Here is a 19115-nt window from a genome sequence, read left to right on the forward strand (position 1 = left end):
CCTCTCAGGCCTTGCGCACCCAGCGCCCGTTCTCGTCCTGCTGCCAATAGGTGAGGGTATGGCCGGCCGCTTTTGCCGCCCGCCATTTGTCGCGGGCGGCGGCGACGGCATCGTCGTCCCGCCCGTCAAACATGTGCACCACCCGGACATAGGGCGAGGCATCCTCGATCGCCGCCCCATCCACCAGGAAGCGCACCTGGGCCCCGTTTGGATTGCCCGGCCCGAGCGCGATCAGCACCGGCTGGCGCTCCGGCAGGGGCTGCGCATCCGTGCCGTGGGGCAGGAAGGATGCATCGTCATAGGTCCACAGATGGGCATCCAGCGCGTCGCGCCGCTCGGGCGAGCTGCACTGGACCACGCAGCGCCAGCCCCGCTCCAGGCTCTTCTCCAGGAGCAGGGGAAGGGCGTCCTCCAGCCGGCGCCGCTCCAGATGGTAGAAGAACACTTCGGTCACGCGCGCTCCCCATCCGGGCCCAATCCCGCCAAAACGAGCTTATACAAGGCCGTCCAGCACATCCACGAGCCGTGCCAGGTCTTCCTCGCGCGACAGGCGGTGGTCGCCGTCCTTCACCAATGTGAACACCACGTCGTCCTCGGCCAGGCAGGTGACGAGGCGCATGGCGTGCTGCCACGGCACGTCCTCGTCCCGCGCCCCCTGAAGGATGCGCACCGGGCAGCCCACCGCGAAGGGCGCACCGAGAACAGTGTGGCGCCGCCCATCCTCGATCAGGGCGCGGGTGATCACATAGGGCTCCTCGCTATAGGCGGAGGGACGGGCATAGCGGCCGGTGGACAGGATCTCGTCCTTCACCGCCTGCGGGAAGCGGGCCCACATGAGGTCCTCGGTGAAGTCGGGCGCGGGCGCGATGAGCACCAGGGCTTTCAGCCGTTCCGCCGCCGCCCCCCCTTGCGCCGCGAGCGCCTTGGCCAGCAGCAGGGTGATCCAGCCGCCCATGGACGAGCCCACCAGGATCTGCGGGCCGTCCGTCGCCTGCTCAAACACCGCCTTGGCATCCGCCAGCCAGTCGGAAATGGTACCGTCCTCGAACCTGCCGCCCGAGGCGCCGTGGCCGGAATAGTCGAACCGCACATAGGCTCGCCCGCGCTCCATGGCCCAATGGGCCAGCGCCTCGGCCTTGCTGCCGGTCATGTCGGACTTGAAGCCGCCCAGCCACATCACGCCCGGCCCCTGGCCGGGAATGGCGCGCACCGCGATGCGGCGGCCGGCGACATCCAGATCGGTTTGCGTTTCGGCTCCCGGCGTCATGGGTCCTCCCTCTCAGGCGGGGATGGCGAAGTAACGGTCGATGATGCGGGCGTAGATCTGCGCCAGCGCCTCGAGGTCGGCCACCGGTGTGGCCTCGTCCACCGCATGCATGGTCTTGCCCACGAGGCCGAATTCCACCACCGGGCAGATGTCCTTGATGAAGCGGGCATCCGACGTCCCGCCTGAGGTGGACAGCTCCGGCGTCCGGCCGGTCACCTCGGCGATGGCAGCGCTCACCACGTCGACGAAGGGGCCCGGCGCGGTGAGGAAGCTCTCGCTGCCTCCGGCGCGGATCTCGAGGCTGTAGGCGATGCCCTCTCCCACGGCGGCCAGGCGGCGCCGGAGCTCCGCTTCCAGGCTGGCGAGGCTGTAGGTGTCGTTGAAGCGCACGTTGAAGCGTGCGGTGGCCGCGGCGGGAATGACGTTGAAGGCGGGATTGCCCACGTCGATGGACACCACTTCCAGGTTGGAGGGCTGGAAATGGGCGGTGCCGGCATCGAGCGGGGCAGCCAGCAGCGCCGTGACGAGACGCACCAGCTTGGGGACGGGATTGTCGGCCAGATGCGGATAGGCCGCATGGCCCTGGCGGCCCGTCACGGTGATGACGCCGGAGAGCGACCCCCGCCGGCCGATCTTCACCGCATCGCCCAGGGCCTCGGGGTTGGTGGGCTCGCCGAGCACGCAATGATCGATGCGCTCGCCCTTCGCCTTCAGCCACTCCACCACCTTGATGGTGCCGTCGAGGGCGGGGCCCTCCTCGTCGCCGGTGATGAGGAAGGACAGGCAGCCTTGCGCGGGCCGGCCATGCGCGAGCGCCGCCGCGAGGGCGGCGCCGACACCACCCTTCATGTCCACCGCGCCGCGCCCATAGAGCTGGCCGTCCACCACGTCACCCGAGAAGGGACCATGGCGCCAGTGGGCGGCATCGCCGGGCGGCACCACGTCCACATGGCCGGCAAAGCACAGGTTGGGGCCGGCCTCGCCGATGCGCGCATAGAGGTTGGCGATGGCGGGGCCGCCCGTGTCGAACGTCAGGCGCTCCACCGTGTAGCCGGCCGCTTCCAGGGCCTTGGCCACCACCTCCACCGCCGCGCCCGAATGGGGCGTCACCGAGGGCGTGCGCAGCAGGGCCTGCGTCCAGGCGAGGGCATCGCCGGCGAGGGTGTCTTTGCTCTTGACGGGGGCGGTGGGGCTGCTCATGGAAGGGCGCATTCCGTGACGATTTCGCGCCGTTCTAGAGCGGTTTCGCGCCGGAGGGAAATGGTCCCGCCGGAAGGGCTGCCTTGGATGCGCCGCGTTTGAAGGCTTGGAAGGCCGCCAGGAGGACGTTGCATGATCGGTTTGTTCGCGCGCCGCGCCGGCCCTGTCCGGGGGGCGCTCGCGGGCTTGGCCTTTGCCATCGCCTTGGTTCTGGTGGTCGCGCCCGCCACGCGCGTGGATGCCCAGTCTCCTGCCGCCCCGGCCGCGACGACGCCGGCGCCCGCCGCTTCGGGCGCCCCGGCGCCCGCCACAAATGGCGCCGCGCCGGCTGCGACGCCCGCCCCGGCCCCTGTCCCCGTGCCTGTCGATCCGGTGGCGCAGGCGGCGCGGGAGAAATCCGAATCTCTGCGTGCGGCCCTTGATAGCCTTGAGGCGGCCCTGCGGGTGGAGGGCTTGCGGGCCAATGATCTCGACGACCTGCGCTCGCGGCTCGACCCGGTGCGCAAGGACGTGCAGCGCCTCGCCGACGATCTCTCGCCGCGCCTGAACAACGCCAAGACCCGGCTGACCGAACTCGGCCCCGCCCCCAAGGACGACGCGCCGCCGGAGGATGCCACCGTTACCGCGGACCGCCAGCAGTTGCAGGCGCTGAACGCGCAGCTTGATGCCGCCCTGAAGCAGAACCGGGCGCTGGCCGCCCGGGTCGACCAGGTCTCCGACACCATCGCCAGCCGCCGCCGCGTCCTGTTTGCGGGCCAGGTGTTCGACCGGTCCGCCAGCATTCTGGATCCCCGCTTGTGGAGCGATGCGGCCTCGGCGCTGTCCGTGGAATGGCGCTCCATGAGCTATCTGGCCTCTGACTGGCTGGGCTATGCCCGCCAGCGCCAGGAGGGGCCGATCATTGCCGCTATTGCGTGCGGCGCCATCGCCATTTTTCTCGCAATCTATCTCATCGGCCGAAAGCTGCGGGCGCGGTTGCGCCGGCCGCCCCCCGTCGACGGCGAGGCCTATCATCGCCTGCGCGCCACGCGGGAGGCCTTGAAGATTGCCTTCTTCAACGCCGTCATCACGCCGGCCGCCACCATCGGTGCCTATGCGTTCCTGACCGGATTCGAGTTGGTCCCGCCTCGGGTCGGGGAAGTGCTGAACGGACTGGTGATCGCCGTGTGCATCCAGTCCGTGGCCATGGCCATGTCGCGCGCGGTCCTGGCGCCCAACGAGCCCTGGCGCCGCCTGCCGCCCGTCTCGGATGAAAGTGCGCGCGTCACCCATCGGTATTTTTCATGGACGGTGTGGACCTTGTCCATCGCCGTCTTCCTGAACGGCATGCACCGGTCGCTCTTCGCCCCGGTGACGCTGACGGTGGCCACCAGTGCCATCATGGCGCTGCTCATTTCCGTCTTCATCGCCCGCGGCCTCATCCTCATGGCGCAGGAAGCGCCGGACGATGAGGACGAGGCGCCCGCCAATTACGATCCCGTCACCGGTGCGCCCACCGGGACCGCATTCCGGCCCTGGGCCCGGTTCCTGGTCTGGGTGATCCTGGTGGTGCTGCTGAGCGCGCTGGTGGCCGGCTATGTGAGCTTTGCCGCCTTCATCGCCGCGCGCATGGTGCTCGCGACGGCGGTCTTCGGGCTGGTCTATCTGTGTTTCAATCTGGTGGATTCCTTCCTGGCCAGCATCCGGCCGGATACGCACCAGGCCAAGGTCTTCGCCAAGACGCTGGGCCTTGGCGCCCCTAAGCTCGAGCTGATCGCCATCCTGCTGGGGGCGATCATCAAGATCGCCACCGCCATCCTCGGCCTGATGTTGGTGGCGGGCAGCTGGGGGGCGTCCAGCGCCGACGTGCTCGACACCATCGAGCGCGTCTCGTTTGGCGTGCGCATCGGCAACACCACGATCACGCTGTGGAACGTGCTCTATGCGGTCATCCTGCTGCTTGTGGGCGTGGTGATCGCGCGGACCATACAAAGCTGGATGTCCAAGCAGGTGCTGCCGCGCCTGGGGCTGGAGCCGAGCCTGCAAAGCTCCATCTCCACGGTCATCGGCTATGTGGGCACCATCCTCGCCATCGCCATCGCGATGAGCGAGATCGGGCTCAACCTTGAGAACATCGCCCTCGTTGCCGGTGCCCTCTCGGTGGGTATCGGCTTCGGCCTCCAGTCCATCGTCTCCAACTTCGTGTCGGGCCTGATCCTTCTGGCGGAGCGGCCGATCCGGGTGGGCGACACCATCAATGTGAAGGGTGAGGAGGGCTATGTCCGCCGCATCAGCGTGCGGTCGACGGAGATCGAGACCTTCGAGCGGTCCACGGTCATCGTGCCCAATTCCGATCTCATCACCGGGATGGTGAAGAACTTCACCCATTCCAACACCACCGGCCGGGTGATCGTCTCCATCAACGTCACCTATGACGCGGACGTGGACGAGGTGCGCGACATCCTGGTGGGCTGCGCCTGCGACCATCCGCAGGTGCTCCAGACGCCGCCGCCGCGCGTGTTCCTGTCCAAGTTCGTGGATGCGGGCATGGTGTTCGAGCTGCGCTGCGTGGTGGCGAACGTGGATTATGGGCTGACCGTGAAGTCGGACCTGCACTTCTCCATTCTCACGCGCTTCCGCAAAGCGGGCATCGGCATGGCCTGCCAGCCCTGGGCCTCGCTCGCACGCGCCTCCACCGCCCTGGTGCCGCCCGCCGCAAAGCCCGAGCCGCCCCCGCCCACCACAGAGGACCTGGACCTGCCCCCCGCCAAGGGCGCATCGGACGCAGGCGCCAAGGATGGGCGCTAACGCTTCCTCAACCAGGCCGGCCTCACATGGCGGCACGTTCCCTTTTACGCGGAGGCCGCCATGCGGTTCGCGCCCTTCTTCGTGCTGCTCTCGCTTGGCTTGTCACTTGGCCTTGCCGGTTGCGGCACCGTGCCCACGGAAGACGCCAAGCCGGCCTTCTATGACAACCTCGCCAAGAGCGGCCAGCCGGTGGACCCAGAGGCCGCTGCGGCGCTCTTGAACTCCTACCGCGCCACCAAGGGCCTCTCCCAGGTCACCATCGACCCGACGCTCACCCGCATCGCGCAGGACCAGGCCAATGCCATGGCGGCGGCCGACACACTCTCGCACGAGGTGGGTGGGCGCACCTTCGTCGCCCGCGTCAAGGCGGCGGGCTACTCCCCCGCCATCGCGGTGGAGAATGTGGGCGCGGGCTACCATACTTTGGCCGAAGCCTTCTCTGGCTGGCGGGATTCCCCGCCCCACAACAAGAACATGCTGACGGCCGGCGTGACGCGCATGGGCATCGCCACCGCCTTTGCGCCCAAGTCCAAGTACAAGGTCTATTGGGCCCTGGTGTTGGCCCAGCCGGACGAGAAGTCCCGCTGATTTCAGGGCAAAGGCGCGCCGGCGCATGCCACGCCGGCTCGCGGCGCCGCAAAAAAGTGTCCGCGTCATCTCGCACACGCGAAATGATGTGGACGCGCACGCCTGCGCGATCTAGCTTGTTTCCTGCCTAAGCTTTAAGCAGGACATGCCGGATTGCTTCTCACTGCGTTTCCCGCCTCGGACCCTTATGAGCGGATGCGCGCAGCGTTCCGCTGGCAGATCCCCGCCCGCTACAACATGGCCGTCCATGCCTGCGACAGCTGGGCGGCGCTGGAGGCGGAACGGCCCGCGCTGCTGATCAAGGGGCGGAACGGCTTTTCTGCCTTGAGCTACGGGACCCTGGCGGCCCGCTCCAATGCCCTGGCGCGCGCGCTTGCGGCGCGGGGCATCGGGCGTGGTGATCGTGTGGGCATTCTCGCGCCGCAATGTCCCCAGGTGCTGATCAGCCATTTCGCGCTCTATAAGCTCGGCGCCATCGCTGTGCCGCTGGCGGCCGTGTTCGGGCCCGATGCCATCGCCTATCGCCTCACCGATTCCGGCGCCAAGGGACTGATCGCCGATGCGGCGGGTTTCGCGAAGGTGGCGGAGGGGCTCCCGGCGCTCGAGGTTCGCATCTGCATGGACGGCGCGGGCGGCGGGCTGGAGGGTTTCGATGAGCTGGTGGCGGGCGCGAGCGCAGCTCCGCACGAGATCACCACCGGTCCCGACGATCCGGCCCTCATGATCTACACCTCCGGCACAACGGGCCAGCCCAAGGGCGCGCTGCATGCCCATCGCGTGCTGATCCCGCACGTGACCGGCCAGGTCTTCACCCATGACGACCTGCCCCAGCCGGGCGATCGCATGTGGACGCCCTCGGACTGGGCCTGGGCCGGCGGGCTCCTCAACACCGTGCTGCCGGCCCTGGCCCATGGCGTGCCGGTGGTGGTGCAGCCGCCCGGCAAGTTCGATCCCGAAGCCGCCTTCGCCCTTCTGGCGGAGGCTGAGGTACGCAACGTCTTCATCCCCCCGACCGCGCTCAAAATGATGCGGTCGGTGGCGCGGCCCCGCGCGCGCTTCGGCTTTTCCCTGCGCACCGTGGGCTCGGCCGGCGAGGCGCTGGGGGCCGAGACCTTCGCCTGGGGGCGGGAGGCGCTGGGCGTGCCGGTGAACGAGTTCTACGGCCAGACCGAATGCAATTACGTGATCGGCTCCAATGCCCGCATGGGGGTCGCGCGTGCCGGCGCAACCGGCAAGGCGGTGCCCGGGCATGAGGTGGCGGTGCTGCGCGAGGATGGCAGCCCGGCGGATGTGGACGAGATGGGCCAGATCGCCGTGTGCACCCCCGATCCGTCCCTGTTCCTGTGCTATTGGAACCGCCCGGAGGCCACCGCCGACAAGTTTCGTGGCCCCTGGATGCTCACCGGGGACCTGGCCCGGCGGGATGGCGACGGCTTCATCCACTTTCTCGGGCGGGATGACGATGTCATCACGTCGGCGGGCTATCGCATCGGGCCGAGCGAGATCGAGGACTGCCTGTTGCGGCATCCCAGCGTTGCCTTAGCGGCGGTGGTGGGCAAGCCGGACCCGGTGCGCACGGAAATCGTGAAGGCCTTCATCGTGCTGGTGCCGGGCGCCGCCCCCAGCGAGGGGCTTGTGGGCGAGCTTCAGGCGCTGGTGCGCAATTCGCTCGCCGGCTACGAATATCCGCGCGAGGTCGCCTTCGTGGACGAATTGCCGCTGACCACCACGGGCAAGGTCATCCGCCGGCAGTTGCGGGAGCGCGGCTGAGGCGGAATCAGAGCGAGGCGGTCGCCGAATTCCCGCGCGGCTGCCAGACCGGCATGCGGGCGATCAGCACCCGATAGGGGCCCAGGAACAGGGCGATCATGGCCAGCTTCACCCCATAGTCGCACAGGGCCCAGTTCTGCCAGGGCAGATCCGTGCCGGCGAAGGCCAGGGAGAAGAAGAGGACCGTATCCACCGCGCTGGACACAAAGCCGGACATGAGCGGGGGCAGCCACCAGGCGCGCCGGCGCAGCCGGTCGAACACCGCCACGTCCAGCAATTGGGCGCACAGGAACGCCGTGCCGGAGGCAAAGGCGATGCGCGGGCTGGCGAAGGCGATGGACAGAAGCACCGCCAGGGCAAAGCCCACATAGACCACGCGCCGCGTGCGGCTGGGACCCAGCCGGCGGTTGGTCAGGTCGTTCACCAGGAAGGTGACGGGATAGGTGAAGGCGCCGTAGGTCAGGTAATCCGCAAGGCCGAACGGCTTGAACGGAAACTGCACGAGGATGTTGGCGGCCAGAACCGCCGTGCACATGCAGAAAACCGCGAGCGCGAACGCCCGCGGTTCCGAACCTTTGGGGAAGAACAGCTTGGTCACGCCGGTCAGGCGGCCGCGCTGGCCTCAGCCTGAGCCTTGGCGATCTGGCGCTTCAGCTCGAGCGCGAGGGGAGAGAGCTCCTCCGCGCGGGCCTTCTTGAGGAAGGCGTCGAGGCCGCCGCGGTGATCCACGCTCTTCAGCGCGTTGGCGCTGATGCGCATGCGCACGGAACGGTTCAACGTCTCGCTCTGGAGCGTCACGTTGCACAGGTTCGGCAGGAACCGGCGCTTGGTCTTGCGGTTCGAGTGGCTCACGAGGTGGCCGGTCAGAACCGCCTTGCCGGTCAGGTCACACCGCCGGGACATGGCAGAAGTCCTTCAAATTCGTTGCGCGAAGACGAGGGTGTCCAGGGCCGTAGAGCCCTTCGTCGCCCACCCGTCTTATCGGGAAGGCGCTCGTATAAGCGGCTCTGCGGCCATCGTCAAGGTGCGCGCGCCGCCCCCCATGACGGCACGCACGCCCTCGCGCCGTCGTCTCACGCATTGGCGCCGCCGTCCACCGTGAAGCTGGCGCCGGTGATCTGGCGCCCGGAGGGACCGGCGAGGAAGGCCACCATGTCGGCGATGTCCTGGGGCGTTCCGAACTGCTTCAGCGCCATGGAGGCAAGCTGTACCGCGCTGCCGGGGCCCTCGGCTGGGTTCATGTCGGTGTCCGTGGAGCCGGGCTGGACCACGTTTACCGTGATCTTGCGCTCTCCCAGGTCGCGGGCGAGGCCGCGCGTGAAGGAGACCAGGGCCGACTTGGTCATGGAATAGACGGAGATGCCGGGCATGGCGACCCGCTCGCCCAGGCACGAGCCGATATTGATGATGCGCCCGCCCTCGGACAGGAGCGGAATGGCCGCCCGGGTCGTGAGCACCACGCCGCGCACATTCACGCCGATCAGGGCGTCGATGTCCTCCAGGCTCATGGTTTCCAGCGGGCCGCCGCGACCAATGCCGGCATTGTTCACGAGAATGTCGACCCCGCCCAGCGCGCCCGCGGCCTCTTTCACCGCCGCCTCCACCGCCGCGCCATTGGCGGCATCCGCCTGAATGGCCCGGCCGCGCCGGCCCAGCGCCTCGATCTGCTTGATCACCTCGGCCGCGCGGTCCGCCGAGCGTTCATAGGTGATGGCCACGTCCGCACCGGCCTTGGCGAGGGTCAAGGCGATGGCGGCGCCGATGCCGCGGCTGGCGCCGGTGACAAGGGCTTTCTTGCCGGCGAGATCCTGTCCGTTGTGCTGCATGGGAGTCTCCTGGAGGAGGAATAATATAATGATCGTTACATAAATAGACTCGCAAAAGGCCGTCAAGGCATTATTTAATGAGCGATACAGAAAAAGGAGCGGGAGCCGGACATGGCGGCACGCGGCAGGCCAAGGGGCTTTGATCGGGACGCTGCGTTGCAGGCGGCCATGGAGCTGTTCTGGCGCAAGGGCTTTTCCGCCACCTCAATGGCGGACCTGTGCGGGGCCATGGGCATCAATGCCCCCAGCCTCTATGCCGCCTTCGGCAGCAAGGAGGCGCTCTATGAGGCGGCGCTTCAGCATTATTCCGAGGCCGCCACCCCGCTCATCTGGGGCGCGTTCGAAGCTGCCCCCACCGCGCGCGACAGCATTGCCGGCCTCTTGATGGCGTCCGCCGCCAACCTGCCCGGCACGGATCGCCCGCCCGGCTGCATGATCACCCTTGCGACCGCCGGCCAGGAAGGCTGCGCGCGGCTGGGAGACTTGGTGGCCCAGGCGCGGGCGGACGGCGAGGCGTTGATCGCCGCTCGCCTGCGGCGTGCCGTGTCGGAGGGCGAGCTCCGGCCGAGCACCGACATTGCCGCCCTCGCCGCCTTCTACGCCTGCGTCCAGCATGGCATGTCCATCGAGGCGCGGGACGGGGCCGATCGGCAGAAGCTGGAAGCCATCGCCCGCTGCGCGCTTTCCGCCTGGCCGATGCTCACCGGCGCGGATGCGCCTCCTCTGGCAGGAACAGGGTGCGCGCCTCCTGCACCTCCCGCACAATGAAGTCCGCGGCAACGCGGATGCGCGCCAAGGTGCGGGTGTCCGCATGGGTGATGAGCCAGAAGGTGCGGGTGATCTCCACCTCGTCCGCCAGCAAGGGGAGGAGATCGTCCTCCCCGTCCGCCATGAAGCGCGGCAGCACGGCGATGCCCGCTCCCGCCTTCACCGCCATGAACTGGGCCACCAGCGAGGAGGAGCGCACCCGTGGCCTCAGGTCTTTGGCCACGAGGGGCGCATAGTCCAGCTCGGGCGCATAGAGCAGCTCGTCCACATAGGAGATGAAGGTGTGCCGCAGAAGGGCCCCCCGCGTCTCGATGGGGCCATGGGCGGAAAGATAGGCCCGCGAGGCATAAAGGCGCAGGCGATAGTCGGTGAGCTTGCGGGCATGGAGGCGTCCCTGCTTGGGCCGGCTCAGGGAGATGGCGATGTCCGCCTCGCGCTTGGTGAGGTTGAAGACGCGCGGCATGGCGAGGAACTGCACCTCCAGCGCCGGATGCCCCGCCGCCAGCCGCCCCATGCGCGGCGCCAGGAAGAAGGTGCCGAACCCGTCGGGCGCGCCGATGCGCACGGTGCCGGCCACGCCCAGATCCGCCCCGCCAATCTCCTGCTGGGCGGCGGAGGCCAGTGTCTCCATGGCTTCCGCCGTGCCCAGCAGGCGTTCCCCCGGCGCGGTGAGCACATAGCCTTGGGGTTGGCGATCGAACAGCTTCGCCCCCAGCCGATCCTCCAGCGCGCCGATGCGCCGGCCCACCGTGGAATGCTCCACGCTGAGTTGCCGCGCCGCCACCGTTAGCTTGCCGGCGCGCGCGACGGCGAGAAAATAGCGCAGGTCCGACCACTCGAACTCACCGGCGGCCATGGGGCGGGGCTCCGATCATGCGAAAAAATGCACGCGCATGGTGCGCGAATTCGCCTTTATGTGCAAAAAATCATAAGCCATTGTGCCGGCCAACAAGCGGACCGAAATCAAGAACCCCCTTAGGAGGCGCCCATGCGCGAGATCGGACATTTCATCAACGGCAAGCATGTGCCCGGCACGTCCGGACGCTATTCGGATGTCTGGCAGCCCATGACGGGCGAAGTGGTGGGCCGTGTCGCGCTCGCCTCCACCGCCGAGATGCGGGCCGCCGTCGAAAACGCCAAGGCCGCCCAGGTGGGCTGGGCCAACACCAACCCGCAGCGCCGCGCCCGCGTGCTTATGAAGTTCCTGGAACTGGTGCAGCGCGACTATGACGCGCTGGCCGACCTGCTCGCCCGCGAGCACGGCAAGACCGTTCCCGACGCCAAGGGCGACATCCAGCGCGGCCTCGAAGTCATCGAGTTCGCCTGCGGCATCCCGCATTTGTTGAAGGGCGAGTTCACCGACGGCGCCGGCCCCGGCATCGACGTCTATTCCATGCGCCAGCCCTTGGGCGTGGTGGCCGGCATCACGCCGTTCAACTTCCCCGCCATGATCCCCATGTGGAAGTTCGGCCCCGCCATCGCCTGCGGCAATGCCTTCATCCTGAAGCCGTCCGAGCGTGATCCCGGCGTGCCCATGCGCCTCGCCGAGCTGATGATCGAGGCTGGCCTGCCGGCGGGCGTGCTGAACGTGGTGAACGGCGACAAGGAGGCGGTCGACGCCATCCTCGACGATCCGGACATCCAGGCCGTGGGCTTCGTGGGCTCGTCTTCCATCGCCCAGTACATCTATTCCCGCGCCGCCGCGACGGGTAAGCGCTGCCAGGGCTTCGGTGGCGCCAAGAACCACATGATCATCATGCCCGACGCGGACATGGACCAGGCGGTGGACGCCCTCATCGGCGCCGGCTACGGCTCCGCCGGCGAGCGCTGCATGGCCATTTCGGTGGCGGTGCCCGTGGGCCAGGAGGCGGCCGACCGGCTGATCGAGAAGCTGGTGCCCCGCGTGGAGAGCCTGAAGATCGGCCCCTCCACCGACATGACCGCCGATTTCGGCCCCCTCGTGACCCGCGAGGCGCTGGAGCGGGTGACCAAGTATGTGGACATCGGCGTCCAGGAAGGCGCCAAGCTGCTGGTGGATGGCCGCGGCTTCAAGCTCCAGGGCTATGAGAACGGCTTCTATCTGGGCGGCTGCCTGTTCGACCACGTGACGCCGGACATGCGCATCTACAAGGAAGAGATCTTCGGCCCGGTGCTCTCCGTGGTCCGCGCCAAGGACTATAAGGAAGCGCTGCGCCTGCCCACCGAGCATGAATATGGCAATGGCGTCGCCATCTTCACCCGAGACGGCGATGCCGCCCGCGACTTCGCCTCCAAGGTGAATGTGGGCATGGTGGGCATCAACGTTCCGATCCCGGTTCCGATCGCCTACCACACCTTCGGCGGCTGGAAGCGCTCGGGCTTCGGCGATCTCAACCAGCATGGCCCGGATGGCGTGCGCTTCTACACCAAGACGAAGACCGTCACCTCGCGCTGGCCGTCCGGCGTCAAGGACGGGGCGGAGTTCGTCATCCCCACCATGAACTGACGGTCTCCTTCCGGAGACGGACAAGCGCGGTGCGGCGCGGCCTCAGGCTGCGCCGCTTCCCAGTGCATGGCGGAGGAACCGCCAGCCTGCCCGTGGGAGGTTCCATGTTCGAGCTCACCGAGGACCAGATCGCCATCCGCGACATGGCGCGCGACTTCGCCGCCGCCGAGATCGCGCCCCATGCGGTCGAGTGGGACGAGAAGAAGCATTTCCCCGTCGACACCCTGCGCGCCGCTGCGGCGCTCGGCATGGGTGGGGTCTATGTGGGCGAGGATGTGGGCGGGTCGGGGCTGTCGCGGCTCGATGCGGCTTTGATCTTCGAGGCGCTGGCCACCGGCTGCCCGGGCACCTCGGCCTTCATCTCCATCCACAACATGGCCGCCTGGATGATCGACCGCTATGGCACGCTTGAGCAGCGCCAGCGGTTCCTGCCCGATCTGTGCACGATGAAGGCGCTGGCCAGCTATTGCCTCACCGAGCCCGGCTGCGGCTCGGACGCCGCCGCGCTGAAGACGCGGGCGGTGCGCGAGGGCGACCATTATGTGGTGGATGGACAGAAGCAGTTCATCTCCGGCGCTGGGGCGGCCGACTATTACGTCACCATGGTGCGCACGGGCGGGGAGGGGCCGAAGGGCATTTCCACCCTCGTCATTCCCGCCGGCCTGCCGGGCCTTTCCTTCGGCGCCAACGAGAAGAAGATGGGCTGGAACGTCCAGCCCACCCGCGCCGTGATCTTCGAGGGCGTCCGCGTGCCGGTGGAGAACCGCATCGGCGCCGAGGGCGAGGGCTTCCGCATCGCCATGGCCGGCCTTGATGGCGGCCGCCTCAACATCACCGCCTGCTCGCTGGGCGGCGCCCAGGCCGCCCTCGACAAGGCGCTGGGCTACATGGCCGAGCGCAAGGCGTTCGGAAAGCGGCTCGATGAATTCCAGGCGCTGCAATTCCGCCTCGCCGACATGGCCATCGAACTGGAGGCGGCGCGCACCTTCCTGTGGCGCGCGGCGGCGGCGCTGGACGCCAAGACGCCCGACGCCACCAAGCTGTGCGCCATGGCCAAGCGCTTCGGCACCGATATCGGCTTCGAAGTGGCCAACCAAGCTCTCCAGCTACATGGCGGCTATGGCTATCTAGCCGACTACGGAATCGAGAAAATCGTTCGGGACCTGCGGGTTCACCAGATCCTGGAAGGCACCAACGAGATCATGCGCCTGATCGTGTCTCGCGCACTGATTGCCGGCTCCAACTGACCTTTTGCCGGCGCAGCGCGCCGCGCCTTTCTCTTTGTCTCACCGCATTCCGTGCTGCGAACGGAGCGCCTTTCGCTCGGACATGCTCCAGGGAGGATCCTCATGACCCATGTCGCATTTCTCGGCCTCGGCAATATGGGCGGGCCCATGGCCGGCAATCTGGTCAAGGCCGGCCTGACCGTCACCGGCTTCGACCTCGTTCCCGCCGCTTTGGAGGCCGCCAAGGCGCGGGGCATCGCCATTGCCGCGAGCGCGGCCGAGGCGGTGGCGCAGGCGGATGTGGTGGTCACCATGCTGCCCTCCGGCAAGCATGTGCTGGGCGCGGTGGACGGCCCGGATGGCCTGTTCGCCCATGCCCGCAAGGGCGCGCTGTTCATCGACAGTTCCACCATCGACGTGGCCTCCGCCCGCGCCTTCCATGCCGCCGCCGCGGCGGCGGGCCATGAGAGCCTGGACGCGCCGGTCTCGGGCGGCGTGGTGGGCGCGGAAGCCGGCACGCTCACCTTCATGGCCGGCGGCACGGCGGAGGCTTTCGCCAAGGCGCAGCCGCTGCTCTCTCATATGGGCCGCAAGGTGGTCCATTGCGGCGAGGCGGGCGCCGGCCAGGCGGCCAAGATCTGCAACAATATGATCCTCGGCATCTCCATGATCGCCGTGTCCGAGGCCTTCGTGCTGGCGGAGAAGCTGGGCCTGTCCCATCAGGCGCTGTTCGACGTGGCGTCCACGTCGTCCGGCCAGTGCTGGGCGCTCACCACCAATTGCCCGGTGCCGGGCCCGGTGCCGGCGAGCCCCGCCAATCGCGACTATAAGCCCGGCTTTGCCACCGCCCTGATGCTGAAGGACCTGCGGCTCTCCCAGGAAGTGGCCGAGCAGGCCGGCGCCGCCACCATTCTCGGCGCCAAGGCGACCGAGCTTTATTCCACCTTCGAGGCGCAGGGGAATGGCGGCACGGACTTTTCCGGCATCATCAAGTGGGTGCGCGACCAGGAGGGCTGAGAGCCTCCAAAGAACGTCTCAGACGAGGTCCGGCCCGGCGCCATAGGCGTTCGGGCCGGGCCGCGAGGGCTGCGCCCACCAATAGATCAGTACCAGCAGGCCGATCAGCGTGACGGCCAGCAACTGCCACCAGCCGCTGCGCCCGATATCGTGAAGACGCCGGGCGGCGATGGCAATGTTGGGCACCAGGAAGACCAGCGTCACCAGAAGGTGCAGCACTTCTCCCGCAGTCTCGGAGACCAGCGAGCCGATGATGGCCGCGCCGAGAGAGACCAGGAAGTTGAAAAGGTAGAACCACCAGAATGCGCTGCGCGAGGAGCGCCCGCGAAAGGTGGCGTAGTTGGACAGGCCGCTGGAAATCGCCTGCGTAAATCCCATTTCCCCCTCCCGCATCCTGCCGGTTCGTCCCGCGATCTACCTCGGTCGTCGGCGGCCGCGCCCCTGCATGTCGCATCACATCCCACAAGCGCCGCCGAGGGAAGTGCGAATGCATGCGCGCGATCAGCTGCGCGCTCACGCAGGGAAGAGATATCGGAGCGGAAAACGGAAAGAGGTGGTAGCAGCGGGCGGACTTGAACCGCCGACCTCCGGGTTATGAATCCGGCGCTCTCACCAACTGAGCTACGCTGCCACGACCGGCCGGGCGAGCCGCCCAGCGCATGGAGCGCGCATATAGGAGCGCGCGCCGCAGGCTGTCAAGAAAGAGACGGGCCTTTGCCCACAGCCGTTCAACCGGCCTTCCGGCGCAGGCGTGCCAGCTTGAAGAAGCCGGCCGGGAAGACGGGGGCAATGCCGACCACTTCCATGTCGGGATGGCGCGCCGCCCAGGCATGCAGGCGGCTCGGGCGGAAGGCAATGCTCCAGCCCACTTTCTTCACCAGGGGGGCGAGCGCCGCCTCCACATGCATGGTGGGGCCGGAATCGGCACCGAACTTGGAGGCGATGATGATCTCGCCGCCCGGCCGCAGCACGCGGCGCATCTCGTCCAGGGCGCCTTCCGGATCCGGCACCAGCGTGATGACGAACGGAACGGTGATGGCGTCGAAGCGCTGGTCCGGGAAGCCCAGCGCGCAGGCATCCATGGCGGCCAGAAGCGAGACATTGGACAATTGCCGGCGATGGGTCTTGGCCACCGCCTTCTTGAGCATGTCGAATGACAGGTCGATGCCGGTCACATGGCAGGTGCGGGGGTAATAGGGCAGGACGAGGCCGGTGCCGACGCCCACTTCCAGGATGTCATTGCCGCAGCGGGCCGCCGCATGGGCCGCCTTCTTCTGCGCATCCGCAAGGAGCTTCTCGTAAACGGCATCATAGATGGGGGCCCATTTGGCATAGACCTTCTTCTGGCCCTCGAGATCGTACTGAACCGCCATTTTTCTCTTCGCCCCAGCCTCGCCGGCTTGCCCCGCCCGCGCACCCCAGTGTCGCCAAGCGTGGGCCTCGTCCTGTGGTCACACGCCCAATAGTCACACTTCAAATAGTCACACTTCCAAGACGGCTGTGCGACCCCCAAGGAGGTCGTCTGCCGCCCCCTTCACGCCACTTGCGCGCGCGCAGGTGCCGGCGTGGGCGGCGCCATCTCGGCGGGCAGCGTGCGCAGGATGGTGCCACCACCCAGGAGCCGCGCCGCGCCTTCCGCCCCATCGTAGAACACGCAGGCCTGCCCGGGTGCAACACCCTCTTCCCCGTCATGGAGGTGAACCAGAGGCGCCCCTTGCGCGTCGGTGCCCAGGTGCCCCGGCGCCGGCGGGCGCGTGGAGCGCACCTTTACGAACACCTCCGCCTCGGAGGCGCAGGCGGCGGCAAAGGGCAGGTCACCCAGCCAGTTCACGTCCTCGATGCGGATGGTGCGCACCTTCAACGCCTCGCGCGGGCCGACGCGCACTTCGCGCCGCGCGGCATCAATGGCCACCACATAAAGCGGGTCCGGCGTCGACAGGCCAAGGCCACGCCGCTGGCCGATGGTGTAGTGCATCACGCCCCGGTGGCGCCCCAGCACCCGTCCGTCCAGGTGGACGATATCGCCCGCCTCGCCCGCCTCGGGACGCAGGCGCTCGACCACCTCGGCATAGTCGCCGCCGGGCACGAAGCAGATGTCCTGGCTGTCCGGCTTGTCCGCCACCACCAGCCCGAAGGATTGCGCCAGCGCCCGCACATCGCCCTTGCGCAGCCCGCCGAGCGGAAAGCGGAGCTTGGCCAGTTGCTCGGGCGTGGTGGCATACAGGAAATAGCTTTGGTCTCGGCTTTCCTCGGCCGCGCGGCTCAGCACCCGCCGCCCATCGGGCAGGAGGCGGCTTGAGACATAATGGCCCGTGGCCAGGATGTCGGCGCCCAGGTCCTCGGCGGTGGCGAGGAGATCGCGGAACTTTACCGTGCGGTTGCAGTCCACGCAGGGAATGGGGGTGACGCCGGAGGCATAGCTGTCGGCGAAGCGCTCGATCACCTCCGCCCGGAAACGGCTTTCATAATCCAGCACGTAATGGGGGATGCCCAGCTTATCGGCCACCGTGCGGGCATCATAGATGTCCTGTCCGGCGCAGCAGGCGCCCTTGCGGTGGGCGGCCTCGCCATGGTCGTAAAGCTGGAGCGTCACGCCCACCACGTCATAGCCGGCATGGGCCAGCAGGGCGGCGACCACGGAGGAATCGACGCCGCCGGACATGGCGACCACCACGCGCGTCCCGGCCGGGTCGGCGCCCATCAGGTCGATGATGTCATCGCGGGAGAGGAAAGGGGTCATCCGGTTCTGTCTTTGTCAGGCCGCGCCGAAAGGGGCGGGCGACGGCCATTCTCTCCATTTACTATAGGTGCGCGCGGCGCGATCGCAATCCGGTGTCGATGCATGGGCATGGCGCGAGGGCGGCATGTCCGTGGGCAAAGGTGGCTGGGCGGTCTCGTCCATGTGCAAAGAGTGGCTTTTGGCGAAAGGCTTCTTGTGAGCCGGGCGGCTCTCTGCAAGTGTGCCGCAACGAAACTTCCACGATGGGGATGACCATGGTCGGGTTGAGGGGCTTCACACTGGCGGGACTGGCCGCCGCGGGCATCGCCATGGGCGCGGGCGCGCCGGCCTTGGCTGACCCGGTGAAGATCGGCTTCCTGGCCACCCTGTCCGGCCCCTCGGCGGTGCTGGGCCAGCACATGCGCGACGGCTTCCTGCTGGCGGTCAAGGAACTGGGTGGCAAGCTCGGCGGACAGGAGACGGAAGTCATCGTGGTGGATGACGAATTGAAGCCGGACGTCGCCGTCCAAAAGGCCAAGGGCCTGATGGAGCGCGACAAGGTGGACTTCATCGCCGGCCTCGTTTTCTCCAATGTGGCTGGCGCGGTGGTCAAGCCCGTGACCGCCAACGACACCTTCCTCATCTCCGCCAATGCCGGGCCTTCCCCCATTGCAGGCGCGGGATGCAGCCCCTTCTTTTTCGCCGCCTCCTACCAGAACGACCAGAACCACGAAGTGCTCGGCCAGTATGCCCAGTCCAAGGGCTACAAGAAGGTCGTGCTGATGGCGCCCAACTACCAGGCGGGCAAGGATGCGCTCGCCGGCTTCAAGCGCTATTTCAAGGGCGAGGTGGTGGACGAGATCTACACCCCCCTCGGCCAGCTCGACTTCTCTGCCGAGCTTGCCAAGGTCGCCGCCGCCAAGCCCGATGCCTTCTTCACCTTCATGCCCGGCGGCATGGGCGTGAACCTGGTCAAGCAGTATCGCCAGGCGGGCCTTGCCGAGACCATTCCGTTCCTGTCCGCCTTCACGGTGGACGAAACGACGCTGCCCGCCACCGGCGAGGCGGCGCTCGGCTTCTATTCTGGCGCTGCCTGGGCGCCGGACCTGAACGTGCCGGCCAACAAGGCCTTCGTGGCGGCCTTCGAGAAGGAATATGGCTATGTGCCCGCGCTCTATGCGGCGCAGGGCTATGACGCCGCCAAGCTCATCGACAGCGCGGTGAAGGCCACCGGCGGCAAACTTTCCGACAAGGAGGCCGTGCGCGCCGCTCTCAAGAAGGCCGACTTCACCTCCGTGCGCGGCGACTTCAAGTTCAACACCAACCAGTTCCCGATCCAGAACTTCTACCTGGTGAAGGTGGCCAAGCGCCCCGACGGCAAGGTGGAGACGGAAGTGGCCGAGAAGATCTTCTCCAATTATGGCGATGCCTATGCGGAGAAGTGCGCCATGAAGTGACGGCC

General features: G+C 67.8%; 18 protein-coding genes and 1 tRNA gene. 8 read left to right on the forward strand and 11 right to left on the reverse strand.

What is annotated here, in order from left to right:
• Positions 1 to 4: 4 nt before the first annotated feature.
• From PV781_RS11075 to dapE, 3 genes are read right to left on the reverse strand one after another with little or no spacing between them, the layout of a single operon-like run.
• Entirely contained in the window at positions 5 to 454 is a 450-nt protein-coding gene (locus PV781_RS11075) for a DNA polymerase III subunit chi (protein ID WP_274775698.1), read from the reverse strand.
• A gap of 39 nt (positions 455 to 493) precedes the next feature.
• Positions 494 to 1267, reverse strand: a complete 774-nt coding sequence (locus PV781_RS11080; protein ID WP_274775699.1) for an alpha/beta hydrolase — start codon at positions 1265 to 1267, stop codon at positions 494 to 496.
• A gap of 12 nt (positions 1268 to 1279) precedes the next feature.
• Positions 1280 to 2467, reverse strand: coding sequence for a succinyl-diaminopimelate desuccinylase (gene dapE / locus PV781_RS11085; protein ID WP_274775700.1), 1188 nt, complete (start codon positions 2465 to 2467; stop codon positions 1280 to 1282).
• Between the two features lie 132 nt (positions 2468 to 2599).
• Here dapE and PV781_RS11090 point away from each other — a divergent pair, with 132 nt between their 5' ends.
• The 3 genes from PV781_RS11090 to PV781_RS11100 all read left to right on the forward strand — a co-directional run bounded on the left by PV781_RS11090 (position 2600) and on the right by PV781_RS11100 (position 7612).
• Complete coding sequence (locus tag PV781_RS11090) at positions 2600 to 5254, forward strand: DUF3772 domain-containing protein (RefSeq protein ID WP_274775701.1); 2655 nt, start codon at positions 2600 to 2602, stop codon at positions 5252 to 5254.
• 60 nt (positions 5255 to 5314) lie between these two features.
• Positions 5315 to 5842 carry a CAP domain-containing protein gene (locus tag PV781_RS11095; RefSeq protein ID WP_274775702.1) on the forward strand — a complete coding sequence of 176 codons (528 nt, stop codon included), beginning with the start codon at positions 5315 to 5317 and terminating at the stop codon, positions 5840 to 5842.
• 195 nt (positions 5843 to 6037) lie between these two features.
• On the forward strand, positions 6038 to 7612 hold the full coding sequence (locus PV781_RS11100; protein ID WP_274775703.1) for an AMP-binding protein: 1575 nt from the start codon (positions 6038 to 6040) through the stop codon (positions 7610 to 7612).
• A gap of 7 nt (positions 7613 to 7619) precedes the next feature.
• Here the strand turns inward: PV781_RS11100 and PV781_RS11105 are convergent, their stop codons facing one another.
• The 3 genes from PV781_RS11105 to PV781_RS11115 form a co-directional block, all read right to left on the reverse strand.
• The gene (locus PV781_RS11105; RefSeq protein ID WP_274775704.1) at positions 7620 to 8147 is read right to left on the reverse strand and encodes a queuosine precursor transporter; all 528 of its coding nucleotides are present in this window, start codon (positions 8145 to 8147) and stop codon (positions 7620 to 7622) included.
• A 68-nt stretch (positions 8148 to 8215) separates the two neighbouring features.
• Entirely contained in the window at positions 8216 to 8515 is a 300-nt protein-coding gene (gene rpmB, locus PV781_RS11110) for a 50S ribosomal protein L28 (protein WP_274775705.1), read from the reverse strand.
• A gap of 170 nt (positions 8516 to 8685) precedes the next feature.
• Positions 8686 to 9438, reverse strand: coding sequence for an SDR family NAD(P)-dependent oxidoreductase (locus PV781_RS11115; protein WP_274775706.1), 753 nt, complete (start codon positions 9436 to 9438; stop codon positions 8686 to 8688).
• A 111-nt stretch (positions 9439 to 9549) separates the two neighbouring features.
• Between PV781_RS11115 and PV781_RS11120 the strand changes: the two genes are divergently transcribed.
• Positions 9550 to 10206, forward strand: coding sequence for a TetR/AcrR family transcriptional regulator (locus tag PV781_RS11120; RefSeq protein ID WP_274775707.1), 657 nt, complete (start codon positions 9550 to 9552; stop codon positions 10204 to 10206).
• On the opposite strand, the gene PV781_RS11125 is transcribed toward PV781_RS11120, so the two are convergent.
• Entirely contained in the window at positions 10139 to 11062 is a 924-nt protein-coding gene (locus tag PV781_RS11125) for a LysR family transcriptional regulator (protein ID WP_274775708.1), read from the reverse strand. The genes PV781_RS11120 and PV781_RS11125 overlap by 68 nt on opposite strands.
• Before the next feature lie 132 nt (positions 11063 to 11194).
• On the opposite strand from PV781_RS11125, the gene PV781_RS11130 reads away from it, so the two are divergent.
• The 3 genes from PV781_RS11130 (at position 11195) to mmsB (ending at position 14934) form a co-directional block, all read left to right on the forward strand.
• Complete coding sequence (locus PV781_RS11130) at positions 11195 to 12691, forward strand: CoA-acylating methylmalonate-semialdehyde dehydrogenase (protein ID WP_274775709.1); 1497 nt, start codon at positions 11195 to 11197, stop codon at positions 12689 to 12691.
• A gap of 104 nt (positions 12692 to 12795) precedes the next feature.
• The gene (locus PV781_RS11135) at positions 12796 to 13938 is read left to right on the forward strand and encodes an isobutyryl-CoA dehydrogenase (RefSeq protein WP_274775710.1); all 1143 of its coding nucleotides are present in this window, start codon (positions 12796 to 12798) and stop codon (positions 13936 to 13938) included.
• Between the two features lie 102 nt (positions 13939 to 14040).
• On the forward strand, positions 14041 to 14934 hold the full coding sequence (gene mmsB / locus PV781_RS11140) for a 3-hydroxyisobutyrate dehydrogenase (RefSeq protein WP_274775711.1): 894 nt from the start codon (positions 14041 to 14043) through the stop codon (positions 14932 to 14934).
• An 18-nt stretch (positions 14935 to 14952) separates the two neighbouring features.
• On the opposite strand, the gene PV781_RS11145 is transcribed toward mmsB, so the two are convergent.
• The 4 genes from PV781_RS11145 to mnmA form a co-directional block, all read right to left on the reverse strand.
• Positions 14953 to 15312, reverse strand: coding sequence for a DUF805 domain-containing protein (locus PV781_RS11145; RefSeq protein WP_274775712.1), 360 nt, complete (start codon positions 15310 to 15312; stop codon positions 14953 to 14955).
• A 176-nt stretch (positions 15313 to 15488) separates the two neighbouring features.
• Positions 15489 to 15565 (reverse strand) — tRNA-Met (locus tag PV781_RS11150).
• A 97-nt stretch (positions 15566 to 15662) separates the two neighbouring features.
• A complete protein-coding gene (locus PV781_RS11155; RefSeq protein WP_209100735.1) occupies positions 15663 to 16307 on the reverse strand; it encodes a class I SAM-dependent methyltransferase in 645 nt (214 codons plus the stop codon).
• A 161-nt stretch (positions 16308 to 16468) separates the two neighbouring features.
• Positions 16469 to 17674 carry a tRNA 2-thiouridine(34) synthase MnmA gene (gene mnmA, locus PV781_RS11160; RefSeq protein WP_274775713.1) on the reverse strand — a complete coding sequence of 402 codons (1206 nt, stop codon included), beginning with the start codon at positions 17672 to 17674 and terminating at the stop codon, positions 16469 to 16471.
• Positions 17675 to 17928: 254 nt separating this feature from the next.
• On the opposite strand from mnmA, the gene PV781_RS11165 reads away from it, so the two are divergent.
• Positions 17929 to 19110, forward strand: coding sequence for an ABC transporter substrate-binding protein (locus tag PV781_RS11165; protein WP_425532390.1), 1182 nt, complete (start codon positions 17929 to 17931; stop codon positions 19108 to 19110).
• The last annotated feature ends 5 nt before the right edge of the window (positions 19111 to 19115 follow it).

The organism is Aquabacter sediminis, assembly GCF_028863665.1.
Taxonomy (GTDB): domain Bacteria; phylum Pseudomonadota; class Alphaproteobacteria; order Rhizobiales; family Xanthobacteraceae; genus L1I39.